Genomic DNA, 24143 nt, shown 5'->3' with positions numbered 1-24143 from the left:
GTAACAGTACTTTAGAACCCTAAATTTAATATAAAAATCTTATAAAATGAAATTATTGTTTGCTGATTATTATTGCTTTAGCTGATGCATTTGTTTTTAAGAAATAAATTCCGGATGCCTGTTCAGAAATTGAGATTTCGTTTCCTCTGCCTTCTTTAATTTTACTTCCGGAAACAGAAAACACGGTCCACTCTAATTCTTTTGACAAATGAAATAATCCTTTTGACGGATTTGGATAAACAATAATCCTGTTTGATTCTTCATTTGGATTTTCGACACCCAAATTACAATTATGCACCTCAAAAGGAGAATTGTTTTTAGTATTGCTTCCAATAGAATTGCTGACTGTTAATGAAACAGTTTTAGTTCCTTCGGTGCCGTAAATCACTGTATGCGGTCCAATTCCGGCTGCGGTTGCGGGTTGAGCACCTTCACCAAAATTCCAAAGATAATTGTCTACCGTTCCTACTGAAACTGATGTAAAAGTTACAGGCGTATTTATACAGCCCATTTGAGGCGTTACTTCATAATCAGCGATAGGAGTGGTTGTACTTCCTGATAATACAAACTCCATTTTATTTACATTCGTGTCGTTTTCATCAAAATATAAAGTAATAACGTGATTGCCCTGCGTTAATGGAATATTTGGAATTGCAACAGTCTGCCAGTTCTGGAAACCTCCTGTGTTTGGAATATTCACGACTCCGGTAACATTTACACCATCGACTTCAAGATGTAATTTTCGGGTATTATATGGAGTGGCAACTCTTAGGTTTATAGTATAATTTCCGGTTGTATTTACTTTTGCAGTATATTTCAGCCATTCATCTTTTGCAACATAGGCAAGATTAAAACCGCCTTCGTTGCAGACTTCAGTTCCTACGCCGTCGCCTGGTCTGTAAGCCGTATCTCCGCCGCCGTTTTTATCCAGAAAGGCACCTGGGCCCACATCATAATTTTCAGCTTCAATAATACCCGGAATTTGGGCAATTAATCCTTGATAAGGTGCATTTTGAAGGACTGTTTCAGTATAAAATGCTGTGTATGTTATTGTTCCTGTGGCAGGAGCTTTAAATGTTTGATTGGCATTTCCTCCCTGGCTCCAATGGTCAAAATCATAGCGGATATTCCCAATATATTGAGGTGTAGGTGCATTTAAAGTTTGTAAAGCAGCATTTGCCACAACTTGTTTTGTTGAAGGTGAGGTAACTGGTTTTTGGTTGAATTCTAAATTAAGCGGAACTGGCGAACTTGCCGCTGTAACATTAACTAAATTGGGTTTAATGTCTACAAAAGCAGTTCCTGTTAAACCATTACTATCAGTTACTTTTACGGTAAATCGATACCAGACATTTGGTGTTTTTTCTCCTTGATTTGAAGCGGTAAAATTTCCTGATTTTACGCCTTGCGGACTCGCGCCCGGATGTGAGTGTCCGGCTCCGGGAATGTCTTCGTGAAAAAGATCAATATTCCATGAAAATGCACTTGCTGGTAAAGTTCCGTCTTCAACATCTGATGCCGTGGCTTCAAAAGCAACAACATCATCGGCATTCCATTTTAATGCTGGTAAAGGAGAAATAATAGATACAGTTGGCGCATTACTAAATGGCGTAACAGTTAAAACGGCAGGATTACTGGTTATATTTCCGGCAGTATTGGTAACTATAACTCTGTAATTTCCGGCATTTGCATTTGTAACACTCGGAATTGTATAGGTTGCTGCAGTTGCTCCGTTTATATTAGCATTGTTAAACTGCCATTGATAAGTTAATCCTGTACCGCTAGCCGAAACTGAAAAAGTTACAGGATTGGTTTCCATTATAGATTGAGAAACAGGATGATTAACAATTGTAGGAGCCGCTGTTTCAATATAATCAAGTTTAATTAACGAGCCGTTATTTCCGTAAGCACAGTAATAAATATAGCCATCGTTACCTAACATCATTCCGAGTGCCTGCTGCTGCGGTGCGGTAAAGAATACTGTAGAAACCGGATCGGCAATATTAGGATCAAATGATCGTATTTCTGTTCGAACATAATCCTTAATTATAAATTTCCCCTGAAGATTAGGATAACGAGAGATTGCCGGATTATAAAGTACGCCGTTTGTTAAAGCATTTCCAATACTTCCTGTTGCGTAGGTAAAAATTGGATTGGTAAAAAGATTGATTTCAGTTTGTTTTCCATCGCCTCCCTGCGGATGTCCCCATGCATAATTGCGAATAGAAGGATTGCTTATTTCGTTTACTTCTTCCCATGAAGTTCCAACATCTAAAACAAACAATTTATTGGCTGTTTCATTAGCAACCAATCGCCATGGATTTCTAAAACCATAAACCCAGATGCTTTGTCTTTGTACAGAACCGCTTCCGTAAAATGGATTTCCCGGCGCCGGCTGTCCGTCTTCAGTCAAACGAAGGATTTTTCCTTTGTAGGTATCTAAATCCTGCGAATTTGAAGCCTGCTGACTGTCTCCAACGGTTACATAAAGATAGCCGTTGAAAAATTTTAAATCGCCACCATTGTGAAATCCGCCGCCAATAGGCTCTAAAAGTAAAATTTCCTGTCTGCTGACAACCTGATTATTAGTATCGATTTTGATTCTTTCAATTCTATGTCTTACCACACCATCGTTAATGGCATAGAAAACATAAATATAGCCGTTTGTGGCAAAGTTGGGGTGAAGTGTGAGCCCAAGTAAACCTTGTTCAGCATCTGTTAATGTAGTTACTGTAAAAACTGTCGATACCGTATTGTTTTGAAAAACTTTGACAATTCCGGCTCTTTCTGCAATAAAAATTCTTCCGTCTGGAGCTTGTTCCAATGCAAGTCCTTCTTTTATGACAGCAGTGGGAGCAAGGTTTTGGGTTATGTATTGAGAATAAGATTGAGTTGAAATTAATAAAGCAGAAATCAGTAGGAAATAACTAAAAAAGTGCTTCTTAATGTTAAAATGTAAACTTTTTTTCATAATTATTCAGAAATTTTAGTGATTTGGGTAATCAAATTTAGTCTATTTCTGTATAATTATTTGTTTTACTAAAATTTCTTTACGATATCGATTGAGGACTTCAAAAGGTGCAGATTTACTACGAAACAGAGGCACAAAGTTTTTTGATGCAGATTAATTTCTTCTGTAATTCAAGGGTTTACTTACCAATAATTTCTTTTCGATGCAAAGTTCCCCATTCGTTTAATGCACTTATAACATTATACAAAGTATGACTGTGTTCTGTTCTGGCGTACTCAACAGTTGGCGGAAAGGTATCATAAACTGTTCTGGTAACCAGTTTATTTATTTCCAGATCTTTAAGTTCTTTAGAAAGCATTTTATCTGTAATTCCGTTTATGTCTTTCGAAATTTCCTTAAAACGTTTCGGTCTGTTTGATAAGGCAATTAAAATTGGGAGTTTCCATCTGCCGCTTAAAACTTCCAGAGCATCTCTTACGGGTAATAATGCAGCAAGACATTCCTCTGGCTGACAGTCCATTTCTTTTGTTAGTTCACCTTTTGTTTTCATACTAATTATGTTACTATCCTCAATGAAAGCGCTATCCTTGAGGATAGTACTATAAAAGAGATAGCAAATGTAGATAAGTTTGTATCGTAAAACAAATTATATAAATTATGAGCCAAAAAATTCTACGCATAATTACCAGTACCAATGGTGATACTTCATTTAGTAATCAGCTTTCGAATGCTGTTATTGAAAAATTAACTGCAGGAAATCCTGAAACTGAAGTAAAAACTCTTGACCTTACTAAAACACCTTTACCATATTTGACTAATTCGCATATAAGTGCTGTATATGCTCCTGAGGAAACTCATACTCCGGAACAGAAAGAAGCATTAAAATATTCAAATGAAGCAATAAAAACTTTATTAGAATCGGATGTAATTGTAATTGGTGTGCCTTTGTACAATTTTGGTATTCCGGCTGTTTTAAAAGGCTGGATTGATCAGATTGCGAGAGCAGGAAAAACTTTTAGTTACAGTGCCGAAGGACCAAAAGGATTGGTAACTGATAAAAAAGTGTATTTATCAATTGCGTCTGGTGCTATTTTTTCTGAAGGGCCTTACAAAAGCTACGATTTTTCAGAATCGTATCTTCGAGCGGTATTTGGTTTTTTAGGAATGACGGATGTTACTACTTTTCGTGTAGAAGGAACTGCAATTCCTGATTTTGCCGAAAATGCTTTACCAAAAGCCTTATCTTCTGTAGAAGAATTTGCTTTTTAAGATAAACTATAATTACGACGGTTGAACATTCTCGTATGTAGTAAACCCGGCAGGTTTTTAAAATCTGCCGGGTTTTTAATATCAAAAATAATTACTTTTCGATTATCATAGTAACACCTTGTCCGCCAGCAGCACAAATCGAAACAAATCCTCGGCCTGAACCTTTTTCGTTTAGTAATTTAGCCATTACGCCAATTATTCTGCCTCCAGTTGCTGCAAAAGGGTGTGCGGCTGCAAGACTGCTTCCTTTTACATTTAATTTTTCGCGGTCTATTGCACCAAGTGTTTTCTTTAAGCCTAACTCTGCACTTAATTCCGGGCTTTCCCAAATTTTTAAAGTTGCCAATACCTGTGCGGCAAAAGCTTCATGAATTTCATAATAATCAAAATCCTGTAAATTTAATTCAGCTTTTTCAAGCATTCGGCTTGCTGCAAATAAAGGCGCCAGCAAAAGATTCTGTTGATTTTTTACATATTCTATCGCTGCAGCTTCAGCAAAAGTAATATATGCCAAAATAGGAAGTCCGCGTTCTTTTGCCCATTCTTCACTCGCTAAAAGTACACAAGAAGCGCCATCGGTAAGGGGAGTAGAATTTCCGGCAGTTAAAGTTCCGTTTACTTTATCGAATGCCGGTTTTAGTTTTGCCAGTTTTTCGATCGAGCTGTCTTTTCTCAGATTATTATCTTTTTCCAGTCCGTTAAAGGGCGTAATCATATCATTAAAAAAGCCTTCATCATACGCTTTTGCCATATTCAAATGACTTTTAAGTGCAAAATTATCCTGATCTTCCCTTGAAATTTTATAATATTTTGCCGTAATCTCAGTATGTCCGCCCATTGAAAGTCCTGTTTGCTGCTCTTCATTTTTCGGAACTAAAGGCGAAAGGTCTTTCGGGCTTAATTTTAAAAATGCTTTGATTTTTCCGCCCAGCGATTTTGCCTGACGGGCTTCTAACAAAACTTTCCTTAGTTTTTCACTTACAGCCATTGGTATATCGCTGATAGAATCTACACCGCCGGCAATTCCAGATTCAATTTGCCCCAAAGCAATTTTATTAGCAATATAAACTGCACTTTCAATTCCGGTATCGCAGGCCTGTTGTAAATCGCAGGCAGGAGTGGCGGGATCTAGAGCGGTTTTCATTACACACTCTCTGATTAAATTATTATCGTAAGTATGTTTGATTACAGCACCTCCGGCAACTTCACCTAATAATTGGCCCTGCAGATTATACTTATCGACAAGTCCGTTTAGGGCGGCAGTCATCATTTCCTGATTTCCAACAGATGCATAAGCGGTATTTGCTCTTGCAAAAGGAATTCGGTTGTAACCTACAATAGCGACTTTTCTAACTGTTTTGCTGGTATTCATAAGATTTTGTTTTGACGGATTTGTTTTTGCAGGATTAAAGATAAGCAGACTTAATTAAAAATTAGCAATAAAATTCGGGTTTAGAATTATTTCACTAAAAAGCAGTTTTTAATTATATTTATTTAGAATGAATTAAAATAATTTGGAAAACAAAATATTTGAATCTACTTTTGCCCAACAAAACTTAAAATTTTACTAAAATGAGCATGTCTATTATTAAGAAAGTCTGCTTTTTTATAGTTCTTTTAACATCATTTAATATGATGAGCCAGGAATTAGGAAAAGTGAACGGAAAAGTTGCTTTAAGCGGAAATGAACCTTTAGAAGGTATTTCGGTAGTTCTTAAAGGAACCAAACATTCGTCTGTTACCAATGCAAACGGTCAATATGAAATCAGAAATGTAAAACCAGGTTCTTACACAATTAGTGTTCGTTCAGTAGGTATTCGTCCGCTTGAAGATGCAATTGTTGTTACAGCAAAACAAACTACAGTAAAAAACTTTTCACTTTCTGAAACTCAGGAAGATCTTGATGAAGTAGTAATTACAAAAAATAAGTACAAACAAGATAAGCCGTCGTTGTCATTGCGTCTTCAGACTCCTGTTCTTGAAATTCCTCAAAATATTCAAATTGTAAGTGCACAAACACTAAAAGACCAGCAGATTACAAGTATGAGTGACGGTGTTATTCGTAACGTAAGTGGTGCTGTACGTTTAGAACACTGGGGAGATTTGTATACCAATATTACGATGCGTGGTACTCAGATTCAGGCTTTCCGTAACGGATTTAATGTGGTGTCTTCTTTCTGGGGACCTTTAACAGAGGATATGAGTTTTGTAGATCATATCGAGTTTGTAAAAGGACCTGCAGGATTCATGCTTTCGAGCGGTGATCCAAGCGGACTTTATAATGTAGTAACTAAAAAGCCTACCGGAATTTCAAAAGGAGAGGTTACGGCAACTGTAGGAAGTTATGATTTTTACAGAGTGAGCCTTGATCTTGACGGAAAACTGGATAAAGCCGGAAAACTGCTTTACAGATTTAATGGTGCAGCTCAAAAGAAAAGATCTCACCGCCCGTTTGAACACAATGACCGTTATGTAATTGCTCCTGTAATTTCATATCAAATTGATGATAAAACAAAAATTACTGCTGAATATAATTTTCAATATGCTAACATGACTGAGGTTGGTTCTTATTATGTTTTTGGACCTCAAGCCGGCGGTTATGCTGCTTTACCGCGTAATTTTACAATGACTCAGCCAGGATTGCCTGATACTAATATTCAGGATCACAGCGGTTATTTGCAATTTGAGCATAAATTTGATGATAACTGGAAACTAACAGCTCAGACTTCATATTTTAAATACATCCAGCAGGGATATAGTTCATGGCCTGGTGTTGTAGGTCCCGGACCAGCCGACAGAGATTTTGACGGTACACCAGAAGGTAATCTTGCTTATGGTGAAATTATTAGAAACGTGGGTATCTGGGATGCTGAAAGTAATATGTATTTAGGACAGATTTTCGTTAACGGAAAATTCAAAACAGGTGCTGTCTCTCACAAAATATTAGCAGGGATTGATTTAGGAAATAAAGATTATATGGCAGACTGGGGACAATCTCATGATCTTGATACTGTAGACAATCCTTTTAATGTATATAATCCAAATTATGGAACTCCATCAAATGGTTTCCCGGCTTTTGATCATGAAACGCCGCTTAGCCAGAGAGCAGGAGGAATTATGAGTTCAGAATATGCTGCGGGTTACATTCAGGATGAACTTGGTTTCTTTGAAAATAGATTAAGATTGACTCTTGCTGCAAGATATACATGGTTAAGCCAATCGAGCTGGGGAGATACACAGGAAGATACCCATATTACGCCTCGTGCCGGACTTAGTTTTTCTATAGATTCAAATACAAGTGTTTACGGATTATACGATCAGGCATTTATTCCTCAATCTGGAATTACTCAAAATGGAGATCCTATAAAACCGCTTACAGGAAATAATCTGGAGTTTGGTATTAAAAGAGACTGGTTTGACGGATCATGGAATACTACACTTTCTGCTTATAGAATTACCAAGAAAAATGAGCTTACATCTGATCCAAAAAATGGACCTAATGATATTTATAAAGTTATTTTGGGAGAAAAAAGAGCAGAAGGTATTGAATTTGATGTTAGAGGAAAAATTATTGACGGCTTAAATGTAATTGCTAATTATGCTTTTACTGAATCTATTGTGACCTCTTCTAACGTTCCAACTATTGCTGCAGGTTCTACTGTTCCCGGATATGCAAAACATACAGCAAATGCATGGTTAAATTATACAATACAAAGCGGTAAACTGAAAGGTTTTGGGGCTTCGATAGGAGGAACTGGTCTGGTAGGCCGTCAGACTGATACTTGGAGTGTAGGTCTTGAAAGGCTTCCAAACTATTTTAAATTAGATGGAGGTTTGTCTTATGAAACAGGAAAAATTAAAGTTACGGCAAACGTATTTAATATTTTAGATAAGTATTTATACAGTGGTTCTTACTATGAGTGGCTGCAGGCTTATTACTGGCAGACAGAAGCGCCAAGAAACTTTAGAGTTGGCGTGACATACAAATTGTTTTAATTTTAAAATAATCAAAAAAAGAAAGCATCCGTTATCAGCGGATGCTTTTTTTATATAGGTTCAAAGGTTCATAGAGACAAAGGCTCAAAGTTTTTTAATTGATACATTTTTTATTGCCCGCGGATTTTACGGATGAAATGGGTTTACACTGTTTTATTAAAAAAATCCGTTTAATCTGTGTAATCTGTGGCCCAATATCGGCTATGGCCTAAAAAAACATATCGATTATCCTTTTCTGATTAAAGGAATCAGTTTTGTTCCTATAAGTTCTATGGCGTTCATTAACTGCGAATGTGTTAATCCGGCGTTATCCATTTGAAAAGTAAATCTTTCTACACCGCCAAGTGCTTCGCTGTGACGTAAAATTTTCTCTGCAGCTCTTTCCGGGCTTCCAACAATTAAAACGCCCAGATCATCAATTAATCCGTCAAATTTGCCTTTTGTTACCGGAGGCCAGCCTCTTTCATATCCTAATTTTGTCCACAATTCGGCATAACCCGGATAGTATTCTTCGACTGCTTTTTCGGTTGTATTCGACACATATCCAGGAGAGTGAAGACCAACTTTTAATTCATGCGGTTTAAAACCTGCTGCTTCACCAGCCTCACGATATAAATCAATTAAAGGTCTAAAACGATGTGTTTGTCCGCCTATAACAGCTGCCATTAAAGGTAAACCCAGACTTCCGGCTCTGATAAAAGATTCAGGAGTACCGCCAACACCAAGCCAGACAGGCATTTTTTCTTGTAAAGCTCTCGGATAAACGGGCTGATTGTTTAATGCCGGACGAAATTTTCCGTACCAGTTTATAAATTCGTTGTCCCTAACCTGAAGAAGTAATTCCAGTTTTTCCTTAAAAAGTGCGTCGTAATCCTTAAGATCAAATCCGAAAAGGGGATAAGCTTCAATAGCAGATCCTCGACCCACAACAATTTCAGCTCTTCCTTTAGAAATTAAATCTAATGTTGCAAAACTTTGATAAACACGTACAGGATCAGCAGCGCTTAAAACCGTTACCGCACTTGCCAGACGTATATTTTTAGTTCTCGCTGCAGCAGCACTTAAAATAACCGCTGTAGCTGAGTCCAGAAATTCTTTTTTATGATGTTCTCCAATTCCAAAAACATCCAGACCGCACTGATCAGCAAATTCAATTCTCTGTAAAAGCTGTTCCATGGCGTCAACACTGCTTAGCGTGTTGTTGTCTCCATACATTGCCGAAGCAAAGCTGTCTATTCCTATTTCCATACTTTTTTTTGCTTTAGGCAGTAAGCTATAAGCTTTAAGCTGTTTTTTATGCCTACAGCGTACAGCTTAAAGCTTACGGCTATTTTTAATGTGAAAAACCAAATGAAATACTTGTGATAATAATCAGGATTACAATTAATGTAATTACAACATACAGATAATCTTTTTCAAGCATGAATGAAAACAATGAAAGTAAAACCCTAAATACTGGTGTTAAAAACAATAATATGATTCCAAAGAAAATTAAAAATTCACCTCGACCATCAATTGCACCATTGACAACTGTTGAAATTACTTCGAATATATTTCGATCATTTTCCTTAAAAACCGAATAATCTTCGATTTCGCTTCCGTGGTGCATTAAATATACGATGCCGCCAATAAAAGCAACTGATAATGAAATCCAGACGCCATAACGCAATAAGTTTCCAATAATAGTTTGAAAATCTTTTTCTCCAAATTTTTCGTGCTGCATAACTTTAGATTTTTCCATTAATTCCGTTGTAGATCATATTAACTGCCAGTACGAAAATCAGGCATGCAAAAAATATTCTTAGTTTTTTTGGGTTGGTTTTTACCAAAACTTTAGCTCCGGCCATAGCGCCAAATAGTACGCCAATAACCACAGGCATACAAATTCCAGGTTCAATATATCCTTTTTGGATATAAATTACAGAACTTGCCATTGCTGTAACGCCCATCATAAAGTTACTTGTAGTAGTCGAAACCTTAAACGGAATTCTCATAATATTATCCATGGCAATTACTTTAAATGCTCCGGAACCAATTCCTAATAAACCCGACATCATTCCGGCAATTCCCATCATACTGAAACCGCCAATTACGTTTTTGGTTCCGTAACTTACGACTTCTCCTTCGTGTGTTGGATAAGTTCCGTTTAATTTTAGTTTTTTTGCCAGCGGGCTCGATTCTAAAACAATATGTTCTTCTTTCTTTCGAAGTGAATTAATAGCAGAAAAAATTAGTGTAAGTCCAAATAAAACGGCGATGAATGAAGTAGGAGCGATCGTAGAAAGCAATGCGCCGCAAACGGCTCCAATTGTGGTGGCGATTTCAAGAAAAATACCGAGACGCATATTGGTAATCCCTTCCTTTACATAAGCCGCCGCCGATCCTGAAGAAGTCGCAATTACCGAAACTAAAGCGGCACCAATTGCATAATGAATATCAACACCAAGAATAATTGTTAAAAGCGGGATAATAATGATACCGCCGCCCAAGCCTGATAATGATCCAATAAAACCGGCTAAACAAGCCCCAAGAAGCATAATCAGGGTAAAAGTAAGTACTGTCATTTAAAATATGTTTTTTGTATTTGCTAATTTACGAATACATATCTGTTCAGGAAGTTTTTTAGAACTTAAATATACCTTAAAAATTTTTAGTATTGGGTTTTTTAACCGCAAAGTACGCTAAGAATTTGCCAATAGAGTTTCACAAAATCGCAAAGTACGCAAAGCCTTATTGATATACAGCTTTGCGTACTTTGCGGTCGTTAGATAAAATAAGATAAAAATCTTAGCATGCTTTGCGGTTAAATTTCAATATTTAGCAAAACATTATAAACTGCGACTGAAAACTGCGACTGAAAACTAAATACTAAACCTTAAGTCTCAATTTAGTAGGCGGGTAGCCGAAAATCCTTTTAAAAGCGATACTAAAATTAGAAACATTTTGATAACCGGAAAGGTGGCTTATTTCCTGAATTGATAGTGAAGTATCTGATAAATAATGTCTGGCTTTATTCATTCTGATTTCCTGCAGATAACCAAAAACGGTATCGCCAAAAACAGTTTTAAAACCTTCTTTCAGTTTAGTTTGGTTTACGCCCACTTTTCTCGCCAGTTCTACAATCGTAAACGGATTATCAATATTTTCACGGATTAACTGCGCTGCAAACTTTATTTTTTCAACATCATCGCCGGCTAAGTTTCGGGATTGTTTTTCGATATCTAAATTATAATGACTTAAAGCAATAAGTTCATAGACTTTAGATTCCATGTAGATTTTTCGAGTCAGGCCTCGATAAAAACAGTTTTTAATATCTTCTATAACGCTGAATATTTTAGCGCTTATTTTTATTTCATTTTTAGCTAAAGCATTACTGCTGTTTTTCTGGATATTATTGAGAAAACTATCCATTACTTTAGATTCTCCCTCATATTTAGTAAGCACATTTAAAGGAAGATGAATATCAAACGTATTGTAAATAATATCTTTTTTGAAGTCGATTTTTGCGTGGTTGTCTTCGGCTGAAAGAAAAGTAATATTGCCGGACATTGGCGAAGCATAACCTTTAGAAGAACCCGGATTTATATATCCGATTTTTTGATTCGTAAGATTAAAGTGCATTTCTAACAGCGGAGAATCTCCATGACCAGAAATAGCAACATCATCATGCAATTGATAATTTCCCTGCAAAATAGATAATTCATCTGTAATAGTATGTTCATGAAATAAAATATCGCCTTTTGGGGTGGCAAATTTTATATCTTTTTCATCCTGAATTTCTATCCTGGACAGTTCCAGATCTGGCTTTTCATCCACTTCCAGAAAATCCGCAAAGTCATTAGAATCAATTTTAAATGCCATTCCTTATACTTCTAAATTCATAATTAAAACTTCCACTTTCATAAATGCAGCCATTAGTAATCAAATACTTTTGCACTGCAAATATAATTTATAATAAGTTTAAATAAAAACAGCTTTGACATTTAAATTAAACCTTATGTTTATGTTTCTGGTTGGCTTGTTCTCTGCAAATGCCTGTCCGGTGTATATTCATATTGAAGATAATCTCGGAAATCCAGCCTCAGGCCTGACCGTTTTGGTTAATAATAAACCAATGGGAACCAGTAATAATTCAGGTCTTCTGGAAATTTCACTTACCGATGGAAATTATACAATTGAAATTGTAAAAAATGATCTTATTAAATCCAGACAAACCGTTTCTGTTGCCTGCGGTCAGGATAATCATTTTACATTTCGTTTGGATTCATCCAACAGTGAATCGGCAAATTTAAAAGAAGTTACCGTTCAAAACAAAAGCGTAAAAAAACAGATTGAAGAATCTCCTTTTTCAGTTCAGGTTATCGATTTTAAAAAGCAGTATGACAAAGCGGGCGATGTTGGCGATTTTTTAAACAGAGCTTCTGGAGTGAAAATAAGAACTAATGGAAATATTGGCTCTCAGGTGCAGGTCAACCTTGGCGGACTTCAGGGCAAAGCGGTTCGTATTTTTAAAGACGGAATTCCAATTGAGTTGTTCGGACATGGTTTCAGTCTTGGAACAATTCCTGTAAATATGCTTGACCGTGTTGAAATTTATAAAGGTGTTATGCCGGTTTATCTGGCCTCTGATGCATTGGGCGGAGGGGTTAATCTTGTTACCAGAACTTCTAATAAAGATTTTGCCGAAGTATCGTATGAAGTCGCTTCTTTTAATACACATCGCGCTACAGCCAATCTTTATCTTCAAAATAAAAAGAATTTTTACGGAGGTTTTAACGGTTCTTTTAATTATTCTGATAATAATTACAAAGTACGTGTTCCAATTGAAAATGTTGAGAGAGATGTAAAACGTTTCCATGACATGACGAGATCTAATTACGGAGAAGCATTTATTGGATTAAAAGAAAAATCATGGGCAGATGATATTCGTTTGACCTTAATTTATTCTGATTTCTACAAACAGATTCAAAATGATGCGGGAATGGTAAGTGTTTACGGAAAGGCATTTTCGAAAGAACAAAATTATACGGGAATGATTAATTATCGTAAGAAGTTTTTTAACGATAAACTAAAAGTTTCTTTTTTAACCAATTACAGTCATTTTAATACCAAGTTTATTGATACAACAAGATTACGTTACAATTGGCTGGGCGAAACTTACAATTTAAAATTTCAGCCGGGAGAGATAAGAACAGGAAATGATCAGCGAATGAAATTCAATTTTGTTTCATCGAGATTGAATATGGAATATGAACTTTCTGATCGTAACTTTTTAGAATTTAGTGAATTATATTACTCTCAAAGAAGAAAAGGGAGCGATCCTCTAGGTGCCGTTTCTATAGTTACCGGTGTTGATGTTTTAACGGTTCCGGCAACGTATCGAAAAGATAATATGGCATTTGCGTGGCGTTCACTATTTCTGGATAAAAAGCTGGAAAGCATTGTGGCAGCAAAATACTACCATTATAATGCAGAAGGCTACACAACCGACAAATTTGGTTTTGCGTGGCAATCCTCAAAAGAAGACAGCCAGTTTGGATATCTGGGAGGGTTGAAATGGGAACAAAATAATTATCTATTGAAATTTTCTTATGAATATGCCACACGTCTTCCAGATGAATACGAGATTTTTGGTGATGCCAGACTGGTTAAAGAAAACTTAGATCTTAATCCTGAAAAAAGCCATAATCTAAATTTAAGCGGTCAGTATTCGATACTCAAAGAAAACAGCAGTTTAACCTTTTCGGCTAATTTATTCTACAGAAAAGTACAGGATATTATCTTTTTACAGCTTGATATTCCGTTTAACCGATACATCAATTATGAGAATTCTACAGTAAAAGGTTTTGAGTTTGAAACTAATTATGCTCCAGTAAAATGGCTAAACATAGGGTTTAATATGACCTATCAGGACCTTCGAAGAATAGAAAGAGAATCTAGATATGCCTACTTAAATGATTCGAGAGTTCCTAATATTCCGTTTTTGTTTGGCAACTTTTGGGCAAATACTTTTTTCAAAAATGTTTTCAAAAATGAGGACAGTCTAAATTTTACCTGGAATGCCAATTATACCCATAGATTTTTCTTAGTAGAAATACCAAAAAGTCAGGAACCCTCTTTATTTGGTCCGGTAAAAGATTTTCAAACTTCATTAATTATTCCTGATGACGGCAGAATAGGACAGTTTTCTAATGATGTTGGAGTTTATTATCATTTTGCCGATAAAAAAACAACGGTTTCAGCAGAATGCAGGAACGTTGGAGATGTACGACTGTATGACAACTTTAATGTGCAGAGACCCGGAAGATCATTCCACCTTAAGTTAGTTTATAATTTTTTTTAAATAAAACCAATAAATCAGATCAACTATGAAAAGAAGCAACTCACTTCGTTCAGTACTGGCAGGAATCGCTGCTTGTATGCTTTTATTTTCTTGCAGCAGCAATGACGATAACAACACTCCGGAAAACGGAAATAACGACGATACTTTACCAAAAAACGAAACTTGGATTATATACAATGGTGCTGCTAACTGGAGCGGTGGTGTTTATGCATTAAAAGATAACAAATCAAGAGAAATCAACCTTTCTGGATTGCCATTTTTGCAGGTAACTTCTTCTTTAGGAGGAAGAACATTTGAAAAAAGTCTTTTTAAAGTAAATGATGTTTCAAATGCAAAACAAGGAATTAACAAAATGGGGCTTGATGCATCTGGTAAAGTGGTAGATCAGGGATTTTTACCATCTCTTTCTAATGCTTACGAAACTAATTTTTTAATTGCCAGCGCAACAGAAGGATACTACTGGGATAGAGTAAGAGGAGGTTTAAAACTTCAGACTTTCAACCCAGCAACAATGGAGAGAACAGGAGAAATTGATTTTACTTCACTTTCAGAAGGACAGCCATTAGAGTCAATTGGGCAGTTGATAATTGCAAAAAGAGACAATAAATTATACTTAGATTTATTATTGGGAGACAAAGCTTCAGGAAACTGGCAGGTAACTCCAGTAGTTAAAGAAGTTGCTATTGCAGTGTATGATTTAACTGCTAAGAAAATCGAAAACGTTACAAAAATGGGTAATACAACGAATTTAGGTGTATTTATTGACCACGTTTTATGGAGTTTAGACGAAGTTACAGGAGATTTATATTTTGCTTCTGTTGGAGACATGAAAACGCAGCCAAGCGACTATTCTTCAAAAATTCTTAGAATTAAAAAAGGAGAAGTTAATTTTGATACTACGTTTGCAATTGACATGAAATCATACCAATTTCCTGCTGAATTCAACAGACTTTTTGCTTACAACAACAAAATTTATACTACAATTCCATCAAGAGCAGTTTCTTACTATGGAGGCGGACAGCACGGAGTTAGATACAGAGACGATGTTTGGTTCTGGAATGAAATCGATGTTACGACTAAAAAAGCAACTCGTTTAAATATCCCGCCGGATAATTTCTATACAACTCAAAATCCATTTTTCCATAACGGAGATATCTATTTCTTATCAAACAGTACTACAGATGGTTTTTCAGGAGTTAATCAGTATAACCCTGTAACAAAAGAAATTAAAGAAACTTTCCGTTTAAAAGAAAGCGGAAGAATCCAAGGATTTAACATCATCAAAGACTAATTTTAAGTTTTGTCTTAGATATTTAGCCCTAAATACTATTTTTTTTAACAGAAGTAATTTTTAAAATTACTTCTGTTTTTTTTTGAATATTACTTTTTAAAAATCACTATTTATGATGACTTCTGTGGTTTAGCGAACCTTTACATTTGCTTTTTTAACTCAAGAATATCATGAAAACTTACCGTTCGTATAAAAAAGTTGATCCCGTTTATTTTAGCGGTGAAATTTTCTTTCCCGTCGGATTATTGTGTGCGGCCGCACTTATAAGTTATGTACTGCTTTATTTTATCGGGCTGGGATTTGCAGTGTTTTTTAATGCAGCACTTGCCTGGTGCGGTTATTTTTACTTTTATTATTATGGAAGATCCCGCGCCGGAATTACTTTAGAATTCCTGACAGGAGTTTTTCTGCTCACAGCATTTTTACTCTTTGCAGATTATGGTGTTTATGCTTTGGTGCAGTATCAAAAAACAACACTATTTAACGGTTTGTATTTTTCAATCTGGTTAACGATTCTGCTGGGAACACCAATAGTTTATTATACTTATTATTTCGGGTCGCATTATTATGCAAAAGTTCGTTTGGCCAATACGTATTTAAAAGCATCATTTAGTGTTTATCACGACAGAGAACACCTTATGTATATTGATTCGATTGCTTTTATAAATTCGGATAAACATTTAATTTCTGATATAGAAGTAGAAAATAATATTCCATTTTATTCAGATCAAGAATTAGCAGAAATGGAAATATCTTCTAAATATTATCATTTGCAGCAATCTGCTTTTTCAGGTTTAATTCATATTCCTTTTGATGCAGATCGTTTTGAAATTTCATGGTATTCTATAATCGAAGATCAATATTATAAAATCAATATTCCTTTCCCTTTTACTAAATTAAAACTCGAAGAAGAGAAATATCCCTTAAACGAATCCAAAAACATAAGAGGCCAGAAAATAAAACGCACTTATCTTCATATTTACCTAAACGGAGGTTTTAAATTATATAATGATGACGCGGTTTTGCTTGACTTTTCGACTAATAAACCAACCGAGATAAGTGAAGAAGAAAAGAATGAAAAAATTATCACACTTCAGCTTAGTCATAAATATTATAATAACAAAGAACATTTTTCTCAGTTAATTGAAAGCATCAGAAAATCAAATAATATTCAGGAACGTTTCGAACTGAAAGATAAATCAGTAATTTGGAATTTAGAGTTTTCGGGTTTAGATGAAAATCATTATTTGGAAATTACCGACACAAATTTTAGAAATGACAAGATCGAAAAAGCTGCAGTAGAAATTTCACCGCGTTATCTGCCTAAAAAAATCACATTTGTTTATAGAGGTTCCTATTTATTTCCGTGGCTGAAACTGCACATAAATACACAAAAACTAAATCAGTTTATTGAGCAGGTTTTACCTGATGATTTTGAAAATAGGGTTTTGTTTTCTCTTGATTTTAAAGACAGTAATCCAAAAGATCTTGTTTTTACAATTTCATCCAACGCAAAAAAAGTTGTTTTTGAGGATTGGGAAATTGAAATTGATGAATACCGCAAAAAGGAAATGGACGAAGAACTGCTTGAAAAAAGAATGGACAATACAAAACGTACACTTTTAAAAGAAGGCTGGGATTTTGTTTTTGCGAAAAATTATAAAGCCGCCCAAAAGAATTGCGAAGCTTTACAAGTTATAGATCCTCAATATGCATCGGCTTATTTTCTGGAAGCACGAATACTTTGGTATACAAAAGGTTTTGAAATTTGTTACAGTAAAAGAGATTACTTTATTGCAAAAACAGAACATGAAGCACCAGTTAATGCTCTTATTTACAATAATTACGGATGTATTTTAGATCGGGAACTGCGTTATGAAGAATCACTTCCTTATTTTGAAAAAGCAATCGAAATAAATCCTAAAGAACCCATTTTTGTCTGCAATCTGGGAGAAATGTATTATAAACTAAAAGATCCGGCAAAAGCTTTAAAAGAAGCCAGAAAAGCTAAAATGATGGGCTATGAATCTGATATGTTATCTGAAATTTTAGCAAACAAAGGAGTAATTGATTTGATAAATCATTAAAGTAAAAATCACTATTTATAGTGATGCAGGAAATAAATCCGGAAGATACATTTGCCAGCGTAATTAATAACTAAAATCAATATGGGATTAGCAGAAAAACGTTTAGCAGAATCAATTAAAGTAGAAAAACTTCCGGCTTTTGAAGCAAAATTAAAAGAAAGAGCCGGTTATGATATTAAAGTAGATATTGACTGGAATACTTTTACAGCTTATGACGAATATCCATTATCAAGACTGGAATATGTTTTTGATGATGTAGAATCATTTGTAAAAAAGATTTGTATAGATGATATGGGAAAAGAAGCACTACAGGATAAAATGAGTACAATTCATTTAACCAATTCTGAAAATAATGACGATGTTAAGGTGGAATTAAAAGAGGACACATTGTTTTTAACCGTCCAATTAGTCCAGTCCTCTTTTAGTTACCAAACAGACTCACAAATTGCAAGTTATGTAGAATCCCTATTGTAGGAATTAATGGTGTTTTAAATATTTTGTTGGGGCAGAAAGGGATAGAGTACTCTATCCCTTTTGTGTTTATATTCTGTTATCTACTGCAAAAACAGTTTTTCCAATTGTAGAAAGCAGTAATGCCGCAGCGGCACTCGTTAAAACCGAATAATCAAAAGGGGCTTTTACCGAAACTGAAATTGCCATAGCCAGTGCGAAAAGCAGCATCAAAAAAGCAGTTCCCAAAGCGGCGATTCTGGTTTTGAATCCAAAAAGTAATAAAAGAGATAATAAAACTTCAAAGAAAGTAGCAATAGATCCTAGTATTTCTGCCACAGATTTAGTTGCAAAAGGATTGAGGGTTTGTGTATAAACAACAAAATTTTCCCAATTTCCCCAGGCAACACCATTTGAACCCGGCGCTCCCCAAATTCCAAATCGATCAGCCACCGCTGAAAGCATTGTAATTGCTAAAACTATTCTTAAAATTAAACCTGCTTCTAATATGGTTATGTTTTTCATTCTGATTCTTAGTTTTTATTTCAATACGTCATTAAAAGGCTTTTTCAAAATTTAGAAAAAAAGCCTCATTGTTTTTTATAACGACAGAATTATCGTCAAATTGTTTAAAATAAACGATAAAGTGCACAAAACAAGGAATAGAGTTTTTATTTATGACTTATTTGAAGATGTTCTAGCTTTTTGCCAACCAGAGTTTTTTTGCCCACTATTTCAAATCCCAGCTTTAAATAAAGACTTTTTGCCAAAGGATTATCTTCTTCAACAAGCAGTCCTAAAGTCTGCTGATTTTTATGTACATATTCATCAATTAAAAAACGAAGTATTTTAGAACCAATTCCTTTTCCCTGATGATTTGGATTAACGCCTAATGAATCTATATAAAACTCTCCTGCGCGGGTTTCAAATTCGGGATTAAATTCAGGATTATAATTCTTTCGCACATAATCGATAATAGGAGCACGTAATGTTTCTATATCAGATCCATTATAAATATTTACTGCACCAATAATTTCATTATTTTCTTCGGCAACAAAACAATTTTGATAAGAATATTGATTGTTTTCTCTTGAAGCGAAATACTCCAGAAAGTCTTTGGCAGCGGCGTAATCTTTTTTAGCAATAAATTTGTAAATTATATCTTCCATTGCTAATAATAATATAGGAGCAATATATTTAGAATCGGATATTTCGGCTTTTCTGATATTCATTTTTAAAAGATTTTTGTTTAGCAAATTTAATGCTTTATAAACACATAGAACCCTGGTTTTTCTTTGCTGCGACATTCATAAGTTATTTAGTTATGTGTGAGAAACTAGTTTCTTTCTCAATTCTTTTTTCAAAATAATTCCGAAGTTTCTGCAGTATGTTTCTATGTGTTTAATTTTTCAGTAAACATCTGCCCAGTTTGCGTGAGAAAAAAATGTCGAATCTCAAGAACTTTAGCATTTTAGAACTTAAAAAATGCTGAATTTGTACAAATATTGCATAAAATTATACCAATTATAAGAATCAAACCGCTCGTATCTTTGTTAGTATATTTGAACCAAAATTTAGAAACAATGAAAGCAATAGGATTCAAAACCTCATTATCTATAGAAGAAAAAGACAGTTTTATTGAATTTGAAACTGTAAAACCAACGCCAGGTCCGCACGATTTATTAGTAAAAATTGATGCGATTTCAGTAAATCCGGTCGATTTTAAAATTCGCCAGAGCGGTGCAAAAGACACCGTATTAGAAACCCCAAAAATTATTGGCTGGGATGCAGTTGGAATTGTGCAGGCCGTTGGCGAAAAAGTAACTTTATTTGAAGTTGGCGACCTGGTATATTATGCCGGAGATATTACCAAACAAGGAAGCAACGCCGAATACCAAATTATTGACGAAAGAATTGTTGGAAATAAACCAACATCCTTAACTAATGCCGAAGCAGCTGCTATTCCGTTAACAGGATTAACAGCTTGGGAAATTCTGTTTGACCGAATTCGAATTAATCCTGAAAAAGACAAAGGAAAATCAATTCTTATTATTGGAGGTGCCGGCGGTGTGGGCTCTATTGCTATCCAGCTGGCAAAGAAAATTGCGGGATTAACCGTTATTGCCACAGCTTCACGTCCGGAAACCATTGACTGGTGTAAAAAACAGGGAGCTGATTTTGTTGTCGATCATAAAAACTTAATTGAATCGGTTAGAGAAGCTGGTTTTCAAAACGTAGATTTCATTTTAGACTTTGTTGATACCAATGCGTATTGGGACATTATGGCCGAATTAATAAAACCTCAGGGACATATTGCTTCAATTACCGGAAGTGCTGAACCCGTTGTTTTGAATAAATTGAAAGGTAAAAGTGTTTCATTTTCATGGGAATTGATGTACACACGTTCAATGTTTCAAACAGAAGACATGATCGATCAGCATCATATTTTAAACAAAATAGCCGATCTATTAGATGAAGGCGTTTTAAAAACGACTTTAAAAGAAACATATAAAGGACTTACTGCTGAAAATTTAAAGAAAGCACATCAGCTTTTAGAGTCCGGAAAAACAATTGGAAAAATTGCAATAAAACTTTAAAAACAGCATTCTGGATAAGTGTGTGATATATGAGGTTTTTTATTTAGAATTAATTTAAATAACATATTTTTTATCTTAACAATTTTTGTATTTTAGCGGCCTTACAAGCCAAATTTGTATTTAATTTTTTAAAAACCAAAACAAAATTGTTATGATTTCAAAAAACACAGACCTTGGATTATTACTAATCAGAATCAGCGTTGGAGGTTTAATGCTATTTCACGGAATTTCTAAAGTTCTTCATGGAATTTCTTTCCTGGTAGACAATATGGGAGCATTTGGATATGCTGTTTATATTGGAGAAGTTTTAGCTCCAATTGCTGTTTTATTAGGTTTCCGTACCAGAATTGCTGCAGTTCTTCTTGCTGTAACTTGTGTCGTTGCCATTGCCGTAGCACATGCTCAGGATATTTTCTCAATCAGCGAACACGGAGGTTATGCAAACGAATTATTGATGCTTTATCTTTTAGGTTCAGTTGGATTGTTCTTTACAGGAGCAGGAAAATATGCTGTTTCTAAAACCAATAAATGGGATTAATTTCTTTTTAATACTATATACAAAAAGAGACCGTTTTTATTTAAAACGGTCTTTTTTTATGTTTACTGATAAGAATTCTGTAAGTCTTTCCTTAAATTATATAAAATAAGCCGTTTTTAATTTTAGACATTTGACGCTTATAACCCAAATTAATTTAATAAATAACTACTATGAAAAATTTAAAGTACATTTTTATTCTTTCGAGTGCATTATTTGCCTTTAGCTGCAACAACGATGATACTCCTGCAAACGGAGGCGGAACAGTAACTGATCCCGTAGAAACTAATCCTGCAAATACTCAATATAAACCTGCATTTAACGGACAAACCAGAATTGCTGGTATGACAACAGATACAGAATTTAAAGCTGATATTATTACAAGTGCACTAACAAGTCCATGGGGCGTTAAAGCGCTTCCTGACGGTCGTCTTTTGGTGACTCAAAAAACAACGGGAACTTTACGTATTGTCACAACTGCCGGAGTGGTAAGTGAACCAATTACGGGTCTTCCGGCTGTAAATCCTGCTAATCAGGGAGGTTTGTTAGGTTTGTGTCTTGATCCGGATTTTGCATCAAACAGAATGATTTACTGGGTATTTTCTGAAGCTGTAACAGGTGGAAATATTTCATCTGTAGCCAAAGGAAAACTGGCTGCTAACGAAAAAACAATCGAAAATGCAACGGTTATTTACCGTTCAAGTCCTGCAAATCCTAGTGATCTTCATTATGGCGGACGTATTCTTTTTGACCAGACAGGGAATCTTATTGTTAGTACTGGAGAACGTTCGGTTTTACAAACCCGACCTTTGGCGCAGTCGCTTACAGCAAGTTTAGGTAAAGTTTTAAGAATTACAAAAGACGGACAGCCGGCTTCTGGAAATCCAACTTTTAGCGGCGCCGGAGCTTTACCTGAGCTGTACACATACGGACATAGAAATCCGCAGGGATTAGCAATTCACCCGGTTACAAAAGAGATCTGGCAAAGTGAACACGGACCAAGAGGAGGTGATGAGTTGAACCGTTTAAAAGCAGGTTCTAATTACGGATGGCCGACTATTACTTACGGAATTGAATACAGCGGTGATCCAATTGGTGACGCTATCCAGCAGAAAGAAGGAATGGAACAGCCGGTTTATTACTGGGATCCGGTTATTTCTCCAAGCGGTATGACTTTTTACACAGGAAATCGTGTTCCGGAATGGGAAAACAACCTTTTCATTGGTTCTTTAAGCGGTCAGCATATTGCAAGATTGGTAATTAAAGACAATAAAGTTGTGGGAGAAGAAAGACTTCTGGCAGGCGAAGGCCAGCGTTTTAGAGATATTACGCAAGGCGGCGACGGAGCTTTATATGCCGTAACAGATCAGGGAAGACTTTATAAAATAGATAAGAAATAAATTGTTGATGGTTGATGATTAATGGTTGATGGTTAACTATTAATTATTAATGATTGATTATCTTATAAATTTAAGAATGGCGCTTTTTGCGCCATTTTTGTTTCTTTTCATATCGCTTTCATTCGTTATCTTTGAGTATCATTATTACAAAAGACAACTTTGAAAAATAAAATTCAAACGTATTCCTTAACACAGCATAAAAGCCTTTTTTCGAGTACTGATAAAGAGGATTATTTCTACACTCAAACCACAGAACATCCTTATATAAGTGAACCCTATCGTGCAGAAAGCTATGCAATTGAATTTTTAAGAAAAGGTTCAATTATTATGCAGACACATTTGGATAAAAAAATAATCCATGCGCCTGCTGTTATTGCTTTGGGCCCAACAGTGACAAGAAGTTTTACTAAAAACAGCGATGAAATTTTAATTGATATTATCTTCTTTAAACCGCAGTTTTTTCTGGAAACCCAAACTAATGTTTTCTTTTTATCGCAATATGAATTTTTCGAAAATAATAATGTTCTGGAACTGAAAGGAAGTTTAAAAATTAAATTTGAGCGCATTTTCAATTTGATTAAAGAACTTTTAGAAGGCGATTCAAAGCATCAATCGGCGACTTTGATAAGTTATTTGTATATTTTGATATACGAGCTCGATTCGGTGCAGGAATCCGTTTCTGCTGAGGGAACTCAAAATCCAATATTCGAAAATTTTAAAAAGCTTCTTTTTAAAGATTTCCTAAAACAAAGATCAGTCGAATATTATGCCGATTCCTTAAACGTAACCCGAAAACACCTCTCAGAAGTAATTAAAAAGAACAGCGGTAAAACCGCAAGCGACTGGATTAATGAAGTCGTAATTCTGGAAGCTAAAGTTTTATTGCAGAATAAAAGCTTAACCATCAATCAAATCAGCGACGAATTGAACTTTCAAAATCAATCCGCTTTTGGAAGGTTTTTTAAAAATCATACTGGTATTTCACCTTTAGAATATCGGAAGTAGTTTTTTTTGTTTTCAGTCGCAGTCCCGGTTTTTAGTTTTTTTTGAATCTCGCAAAGTCGCAGAGTCGCAAAGTTTTTTTCTTAATTTAAAACTTATTAAAGTTTGGTAAGACTATAGTTTTTGCGACTCTGCGACTTTGCGAGATTAAATCAAAAAGTATAAAAACTCAGTACCTTAGATCCTCAGCCCCTTAGAACCT

Annotated in this window: 19 protein-coding genes; 10 read left to right on the top strand and 9 right to left on the bottom strand. The window is 35.1% G+C overall.

The window, feature by feature from the left end; genetic code table 11:
* Positions 1-52: 52 nt before the first annotated feature.
* Positions 53-2971 (bottom strand): PQQ-dependent sugar dehydrogenase, encoded by a 2919-nt coding sequence (locus tag ACTJIW_RS07330; RefSeq protein ID WP_440715940.1) that lies wholly within the window; start codon positions 2969-2971, stop codon positions 53-55.
* A 178-nt stretch (positions 2972-3149) separates the two neighbouring features.
* Positions 3150-3521 (bottom strand): winged helix-turn-helix transcriptional regulator, encoded by a 372-nt coding sequence (locus ACTJIW_RS07325; RefSeq protein WP_012025308.1) that lies wholly within the window; start codon positions 3519-3521, stop codon positions 3150-3152.
* 107 nt (positions 3522-3628) lie between these two features.
* Here ACTJIW_RS07325 and ACTJIW_RS07320 point away from each other — a divergent pair, with 107 nt between their 5' ends.
* On the top strand, positions 3629-4240 hold the full coding sequence (locus ACTJIW_RS07320) for an FMN-dependent NADH-azoreductase (RefSeq protein WP_012025307.1): 612 nt from the start codon (positions 3629-3631) through the stop codon (positions 4238-4240).
* A gap of 91 nt (positions 4241-4331) precedes the next feature.
* Here the strand turns inward: ACTJIW_RS07320 and ACTJIW_RS07315 are convergent, their stop codons facing one another.
* Positions 4332-5612 (bottom strand): acetyl-CoA C-acetyltransferase, encoded by a 1281-nt coding sequence (locus tag ACTJIW_RS07315; protein ID WP_440715939.1) that lies wholly within the window; start codon positions 5610-5612, stop codon positions 4332-4334.
* Positions 5613-5812: 200 nt separating this feature from the next.
* Between ACTJIW_RS07315 and ACTJIW_RS07310 the strand changes: the two genes are divergently transcribed.
* Positions 5813-8236, top strand: a complete 2424-nt coding sequence (locus ACTJIW_RS07310; protein WP_440715938.1) for a TonB-dependent siderophore receptor — start codon at positions 5813-5815, stop codon at positions 8234-8236.
* A 225-nt stretch (positions 8237-8461) separates the two neighbouring features.
* On the opposite strand, the gene ACTJIW_RS07305 is transcribed toward ACTJIW_RS07310, so the two are convergent.
* From ACTJIW_RS07305 to ACTJIW_RS07290, 4 genes are all read right to left on the bottom strand, one after another.
* Positions 8462-9484: an LLM class flavin-dependent oxidoreductase gene (locus ACTJIW_RS07305; RefSeq protein WP_440715937.1), complete on the bottom strand. Its 1023-nt coding sequence runs from the start codon at positions 9482-9484 to the stop codon at positions 8462-8464.
* Positions 9485-9569: 85 nt separating this feature from the next.
* On the bottom strand, positions 9570-9977 hold the full coding sequence (locus ACTJIW_RS07300; protein ID WP_012025303.1) for a DUF1634 domain-containing protein: 408 nt from the start codon (positions 9975-9977) through the stop codon (positions 9570-9572).
* The gene (locus ACTJIW_RS07295) at positions 9964-10800 is read right to left on the bottom strand and encodes a sulfite exporter TauE/SafE family protein (protein WP_012025302.1); all 837 of its coding nucleotides are present in this window, start codon (positions 10798-10800) and stop codon (positions 9964-9966) included. The genes ACTJIW_RS07300 and ACTJIW_RS07295 overlap by 14 nt, the downstream gene beginning before the upstream one ends.
* Before the next feature lie 304 nt (positions 10801-11104).
* The gene (locus ACTJIW_RS07290; protein ID WP_149207616.1) at positions 11105-12097 is read right to left on the bottom strand and encodes a helix-turn-helix domain-containing protein; all 993 of its coding nucleotides are present in this window, start codon (positions 12095-12097) and stop codon (positions 11105-11107) included.
* Positions 12098-12233: 136 nt separating this feature from the next.
* Here ACTJIW_RS07290 and ACTJIW_RS07285 point away from each other — a divergent pair, with 136 nt between their 5' ends.
* The 4 genes from ACTJIW_RS07285 to ACTJIW_RS07270 all read left to right on the top strand — a co-directional run bounded on the left by ACTJIW_RS07285 (position 12234) and on the right by ACTJIW_RS07270 (position 18431).
* Positions 12234-14579: a TonB-dependent receptor plug domain-containing protein gene (locus ACTJIW_RS07285; protein ID WP_440715936.1), complete on the top strand. Its 2346-nt coding sequence runs from the start codon at positions 12234-12236 to the stop codon at positions 14577-14579.
* Between the two features lie 25 nt (positions 14580-14604).
* Entirely contained in the window at positions 14605-15870 is a 1266-nt protein-coding gene (locus ACTJIW_RS07280; protein WP_440715935.1) for a hypothetical protein, read from the top strand.
* A 170-nt stretch (positions 15871-16040) separates the two neighbouring features.
* Positions 16041-17957 carry a tetratricopeptide repeat protein gene (locus ACTJIW_RS07275; RefSeq protein WP_440715934.1) on the top strand — a complete coding sequence of 639 codons (1917 nt, stop codon included), beginning with the start codon at positions 16041-16043 and terminating at the stop codon, positions 17955-17957.
* An 81-nt stretch (positions 17958-18038) separates the two neighbouring features.
* Positions 18039-18431 (top strand): hypothetical protein, encoded by a 393-nt coding sequence (locus ACTJIW_RS07270; RefSeq protein WP_073409359.1) that lies wholly within the window; start codon positions 18039-18041, stop codon positions 18429-18431.
* A 66-nt stretch (positions 18432-18497) separates the two neighbouring features.
* On the opposite strand, the gene ACTJIW_RS07265 is transcribed toward ACTJIW_RS07270, so the two are convergent.
* Both ACTJIW_RS07265 and ACTJIW_RS07260 read right to left on the bottom strand, forming a co-directional pair.
* On the bottom strand, positions 18498-18932 hold the full coding sequence (locus ACTJIW_RS07265; protein ID WP_012025296.1) for a DoxX family membrane protein: 435 nt from the start codon (positions 18930-18932) through the stop codon (positions 18498-18500).
* Positions 18933-19078: 146 nt separating this feature from the next.
* Entirely contained in the window at positions 19079-19639 is a 561-nt protein-coding gene (locus ACTJIW_RS07260) for an N-acetyltransferase family protein (RefSeq protein WP_440715933.1), read from the bottom strand.
* Positions 19640-19990: 351 nt separating this feature from the next.
* Between ACTJIW_RS07260 and ACTJIW_RS07255 the strand changes: the two genes are divergently transcribed.
* From ACTJIW_RS07255 to ACTJIW_RS07240, 4 genes are all read left to right on the top strand, one after another.
* A complete protein-coding gene (locus tag ACTJIW_RS07255; RefSeq protein WP_440715932.1) occupies positions 19991-21004 on the top strand; it encodes a zinc-binding alcohol dehydrogenase family protein in 1014 nt (337 codons plus the stop codon).
* A 151-nt stretch (positions 21005-21155) separates the two neighbouring features.
* A complete protein-coding gene (locus ACTJIW_RS07250; protein ID WP_440715931.1) occupies positions 21156-21542 on the top strand; it encodes a DoxX family protein in 387 nt (128 codons plus the stop codon).
* Positions 21543-21712: 170 nt separating this feature from the next.
* Positions 21713-22939, top strand: coding sequence for a PQQ-dependent sugar dehydrogenase (locus tag ACTJIW_RS07245; protein ID WP_012025292.1), 1227 nt, complete (start codon positions 21713-21715; stop codon positions 22937-22939).
* Positions 22940-23098: 159 nt separating this feature from the next.
* On the top strand, positions 23099-23944 hold the full coding sequence (locus ACTJIW_RS07240) for a helix-turn-helix domain-containing protein (protein WP_440715930.1): 846 nt from the start codon (positions 23099-23101) through the stop codon (positions 23942-23944).
* Positions 23945-24143 lie beyond the last annotated feature (199 nt).

Origin of the sequence: Flavobacterium sp. 22659, from assembly GCF_052044235.1 — a bacterium.
In the GTDB taxonomy this organism is placed as follows: Bacteria; Bacteroidota; Bacteroidia; order Flavobacteriales; family Flavobacteriaceae; genus Flavobacterium; species Flavobacterium johnsoniae.
This window is presented reverse-complemented; position numbering and strand designations above follow the sequence as displayed.

Bases quoted from the DNA above. Each gene is read 5' to 3' on its own strand.
- ACTJIW_RS07320 (WP_012025307.1), top strand. From the start codon at position 3,629: ATGAGCCAAAAAATTCTACGCATAATTACCAGTACCAATGGTGATACT.
- ACTJIW_RS07305 (WP_440715937.1), bottom strand. From the start codon at position 9,484: ATGGAAATAGGAATAGACAGCTTTGCTTCGGCAATGTATGGAGACAAC.
- ACTJIW_RS07300 (WP_012025303.1), bottom strand. From the start codon at position 9,977: ATGGAAAAATCTAAAGTTATGCAGCACGAAAAATTTGGAGAAAAAGAT.
- ACTJIW_RS07245 (WP_012025292.1), top strand. From the start codon at position 21,713: ATGAAAAATTTAAAGTACATTTTTATTCTTTCGAGTGCATTATTTGCC.
- ACTJIW_RS07325 (WP_012025308.1), bottom strand. From the start codon at position 3,521: ATGAAAACAAAAGGTGAACTAACAAAAGAAATGGACTGTCAGCCAGAG.
- ACTJIW_RS07290 (WP_149207616.1), bottom strand. From the start codon at position 12,097: ATGGCATTTAAAATTGATTCTAATGACTTTGCGGATTTTCTGGAAGTG.
- ACTJIW_RS07265 (WP_012025296.1), bottom strand. From the start codon at position 18,932: ATGAAAAACATAACCATATTAGAAGCAGGTTTAATTTTAAGAATAGTT.
- ACTJIW_RS07310 (WP_440715938.1), top strand. From the start codon at position 5,813: ATGAGCATGTCTATTATTAAGAAAGTCTGCTTTTTTATAGTTCTTTTA.
- ACTJIW_RS07285 (WP_440715936.1), top strand. From the start codon at position 12,234: ATGTTTATGTTTCTGGTTGGCTTGTTCTCTGCAAATGCCTGTCCGGTG.
- ACTJIW_RS07260 (WP_440715933.1), bottom strand. From the start codon at position 19,639: ATGAATATCAGAAAAGCCGAAATATCCGATTCTAAATATATTGCTCCT.
- ACTJIW_RS07270 (WP_073409359.1), top strand. From the start codon at position 18,039: ATGGGATTAGCAGAAAAACGTTTAGCAGAATCAATTAAAGTAGAAAAA.
- ACTJIW_RS07330 (WP_440715940.1), bottom strand. From the start codon at position 2,971: ATGAAAAAAAGTTTACATTTTAACATTAAGAAGCACTTTTTTAGTTAT.
- ACTJIW_RS07255 (WP_440715932.1), top strand. From the start codon at position 19,991: ATGAAAGCAATAGGATTCAAAACCTCATTATCTATAGAAGAAAAAGAC.
- ACTJIW_RS07295 (WP_012025302.1), bottom strand. From the start codon at position 10,800: ATGACAGTACTTACTTTTACCCTGATTATGCTTCTTGGGGCTTGTTTA.
- ACTJIW_RS07275 (WP_440715934.1), top strand. From the start codon at position 16,041: ATGAAAACTTACCGTTCGTATAAAAAAGTTGATCCCGTTTATTTTAGC.
- ACTJIW_RS07250 (WP_440715931.1), top strand. From the start codon at position 21,156: ATGATTTCAAAAAACACAGACCTTGGATTATTACTAATCAGAATCAGC.
- ACTJIW_RS07315 (WP_440715939.1), bottom strand. From the start codon at position 5,612: ATGAATACCAGCAAAACAGTTAGAAAAGTCGCTATTGTAGGTTACAAC.
- ACTJIW_RS07280 (WP_440715935.1), top strand. From the start codon at position 14,605: ATGAAAAGAAGCAACTCACTTCGTTCAGTACTGGCAGGAATCGCTGCT.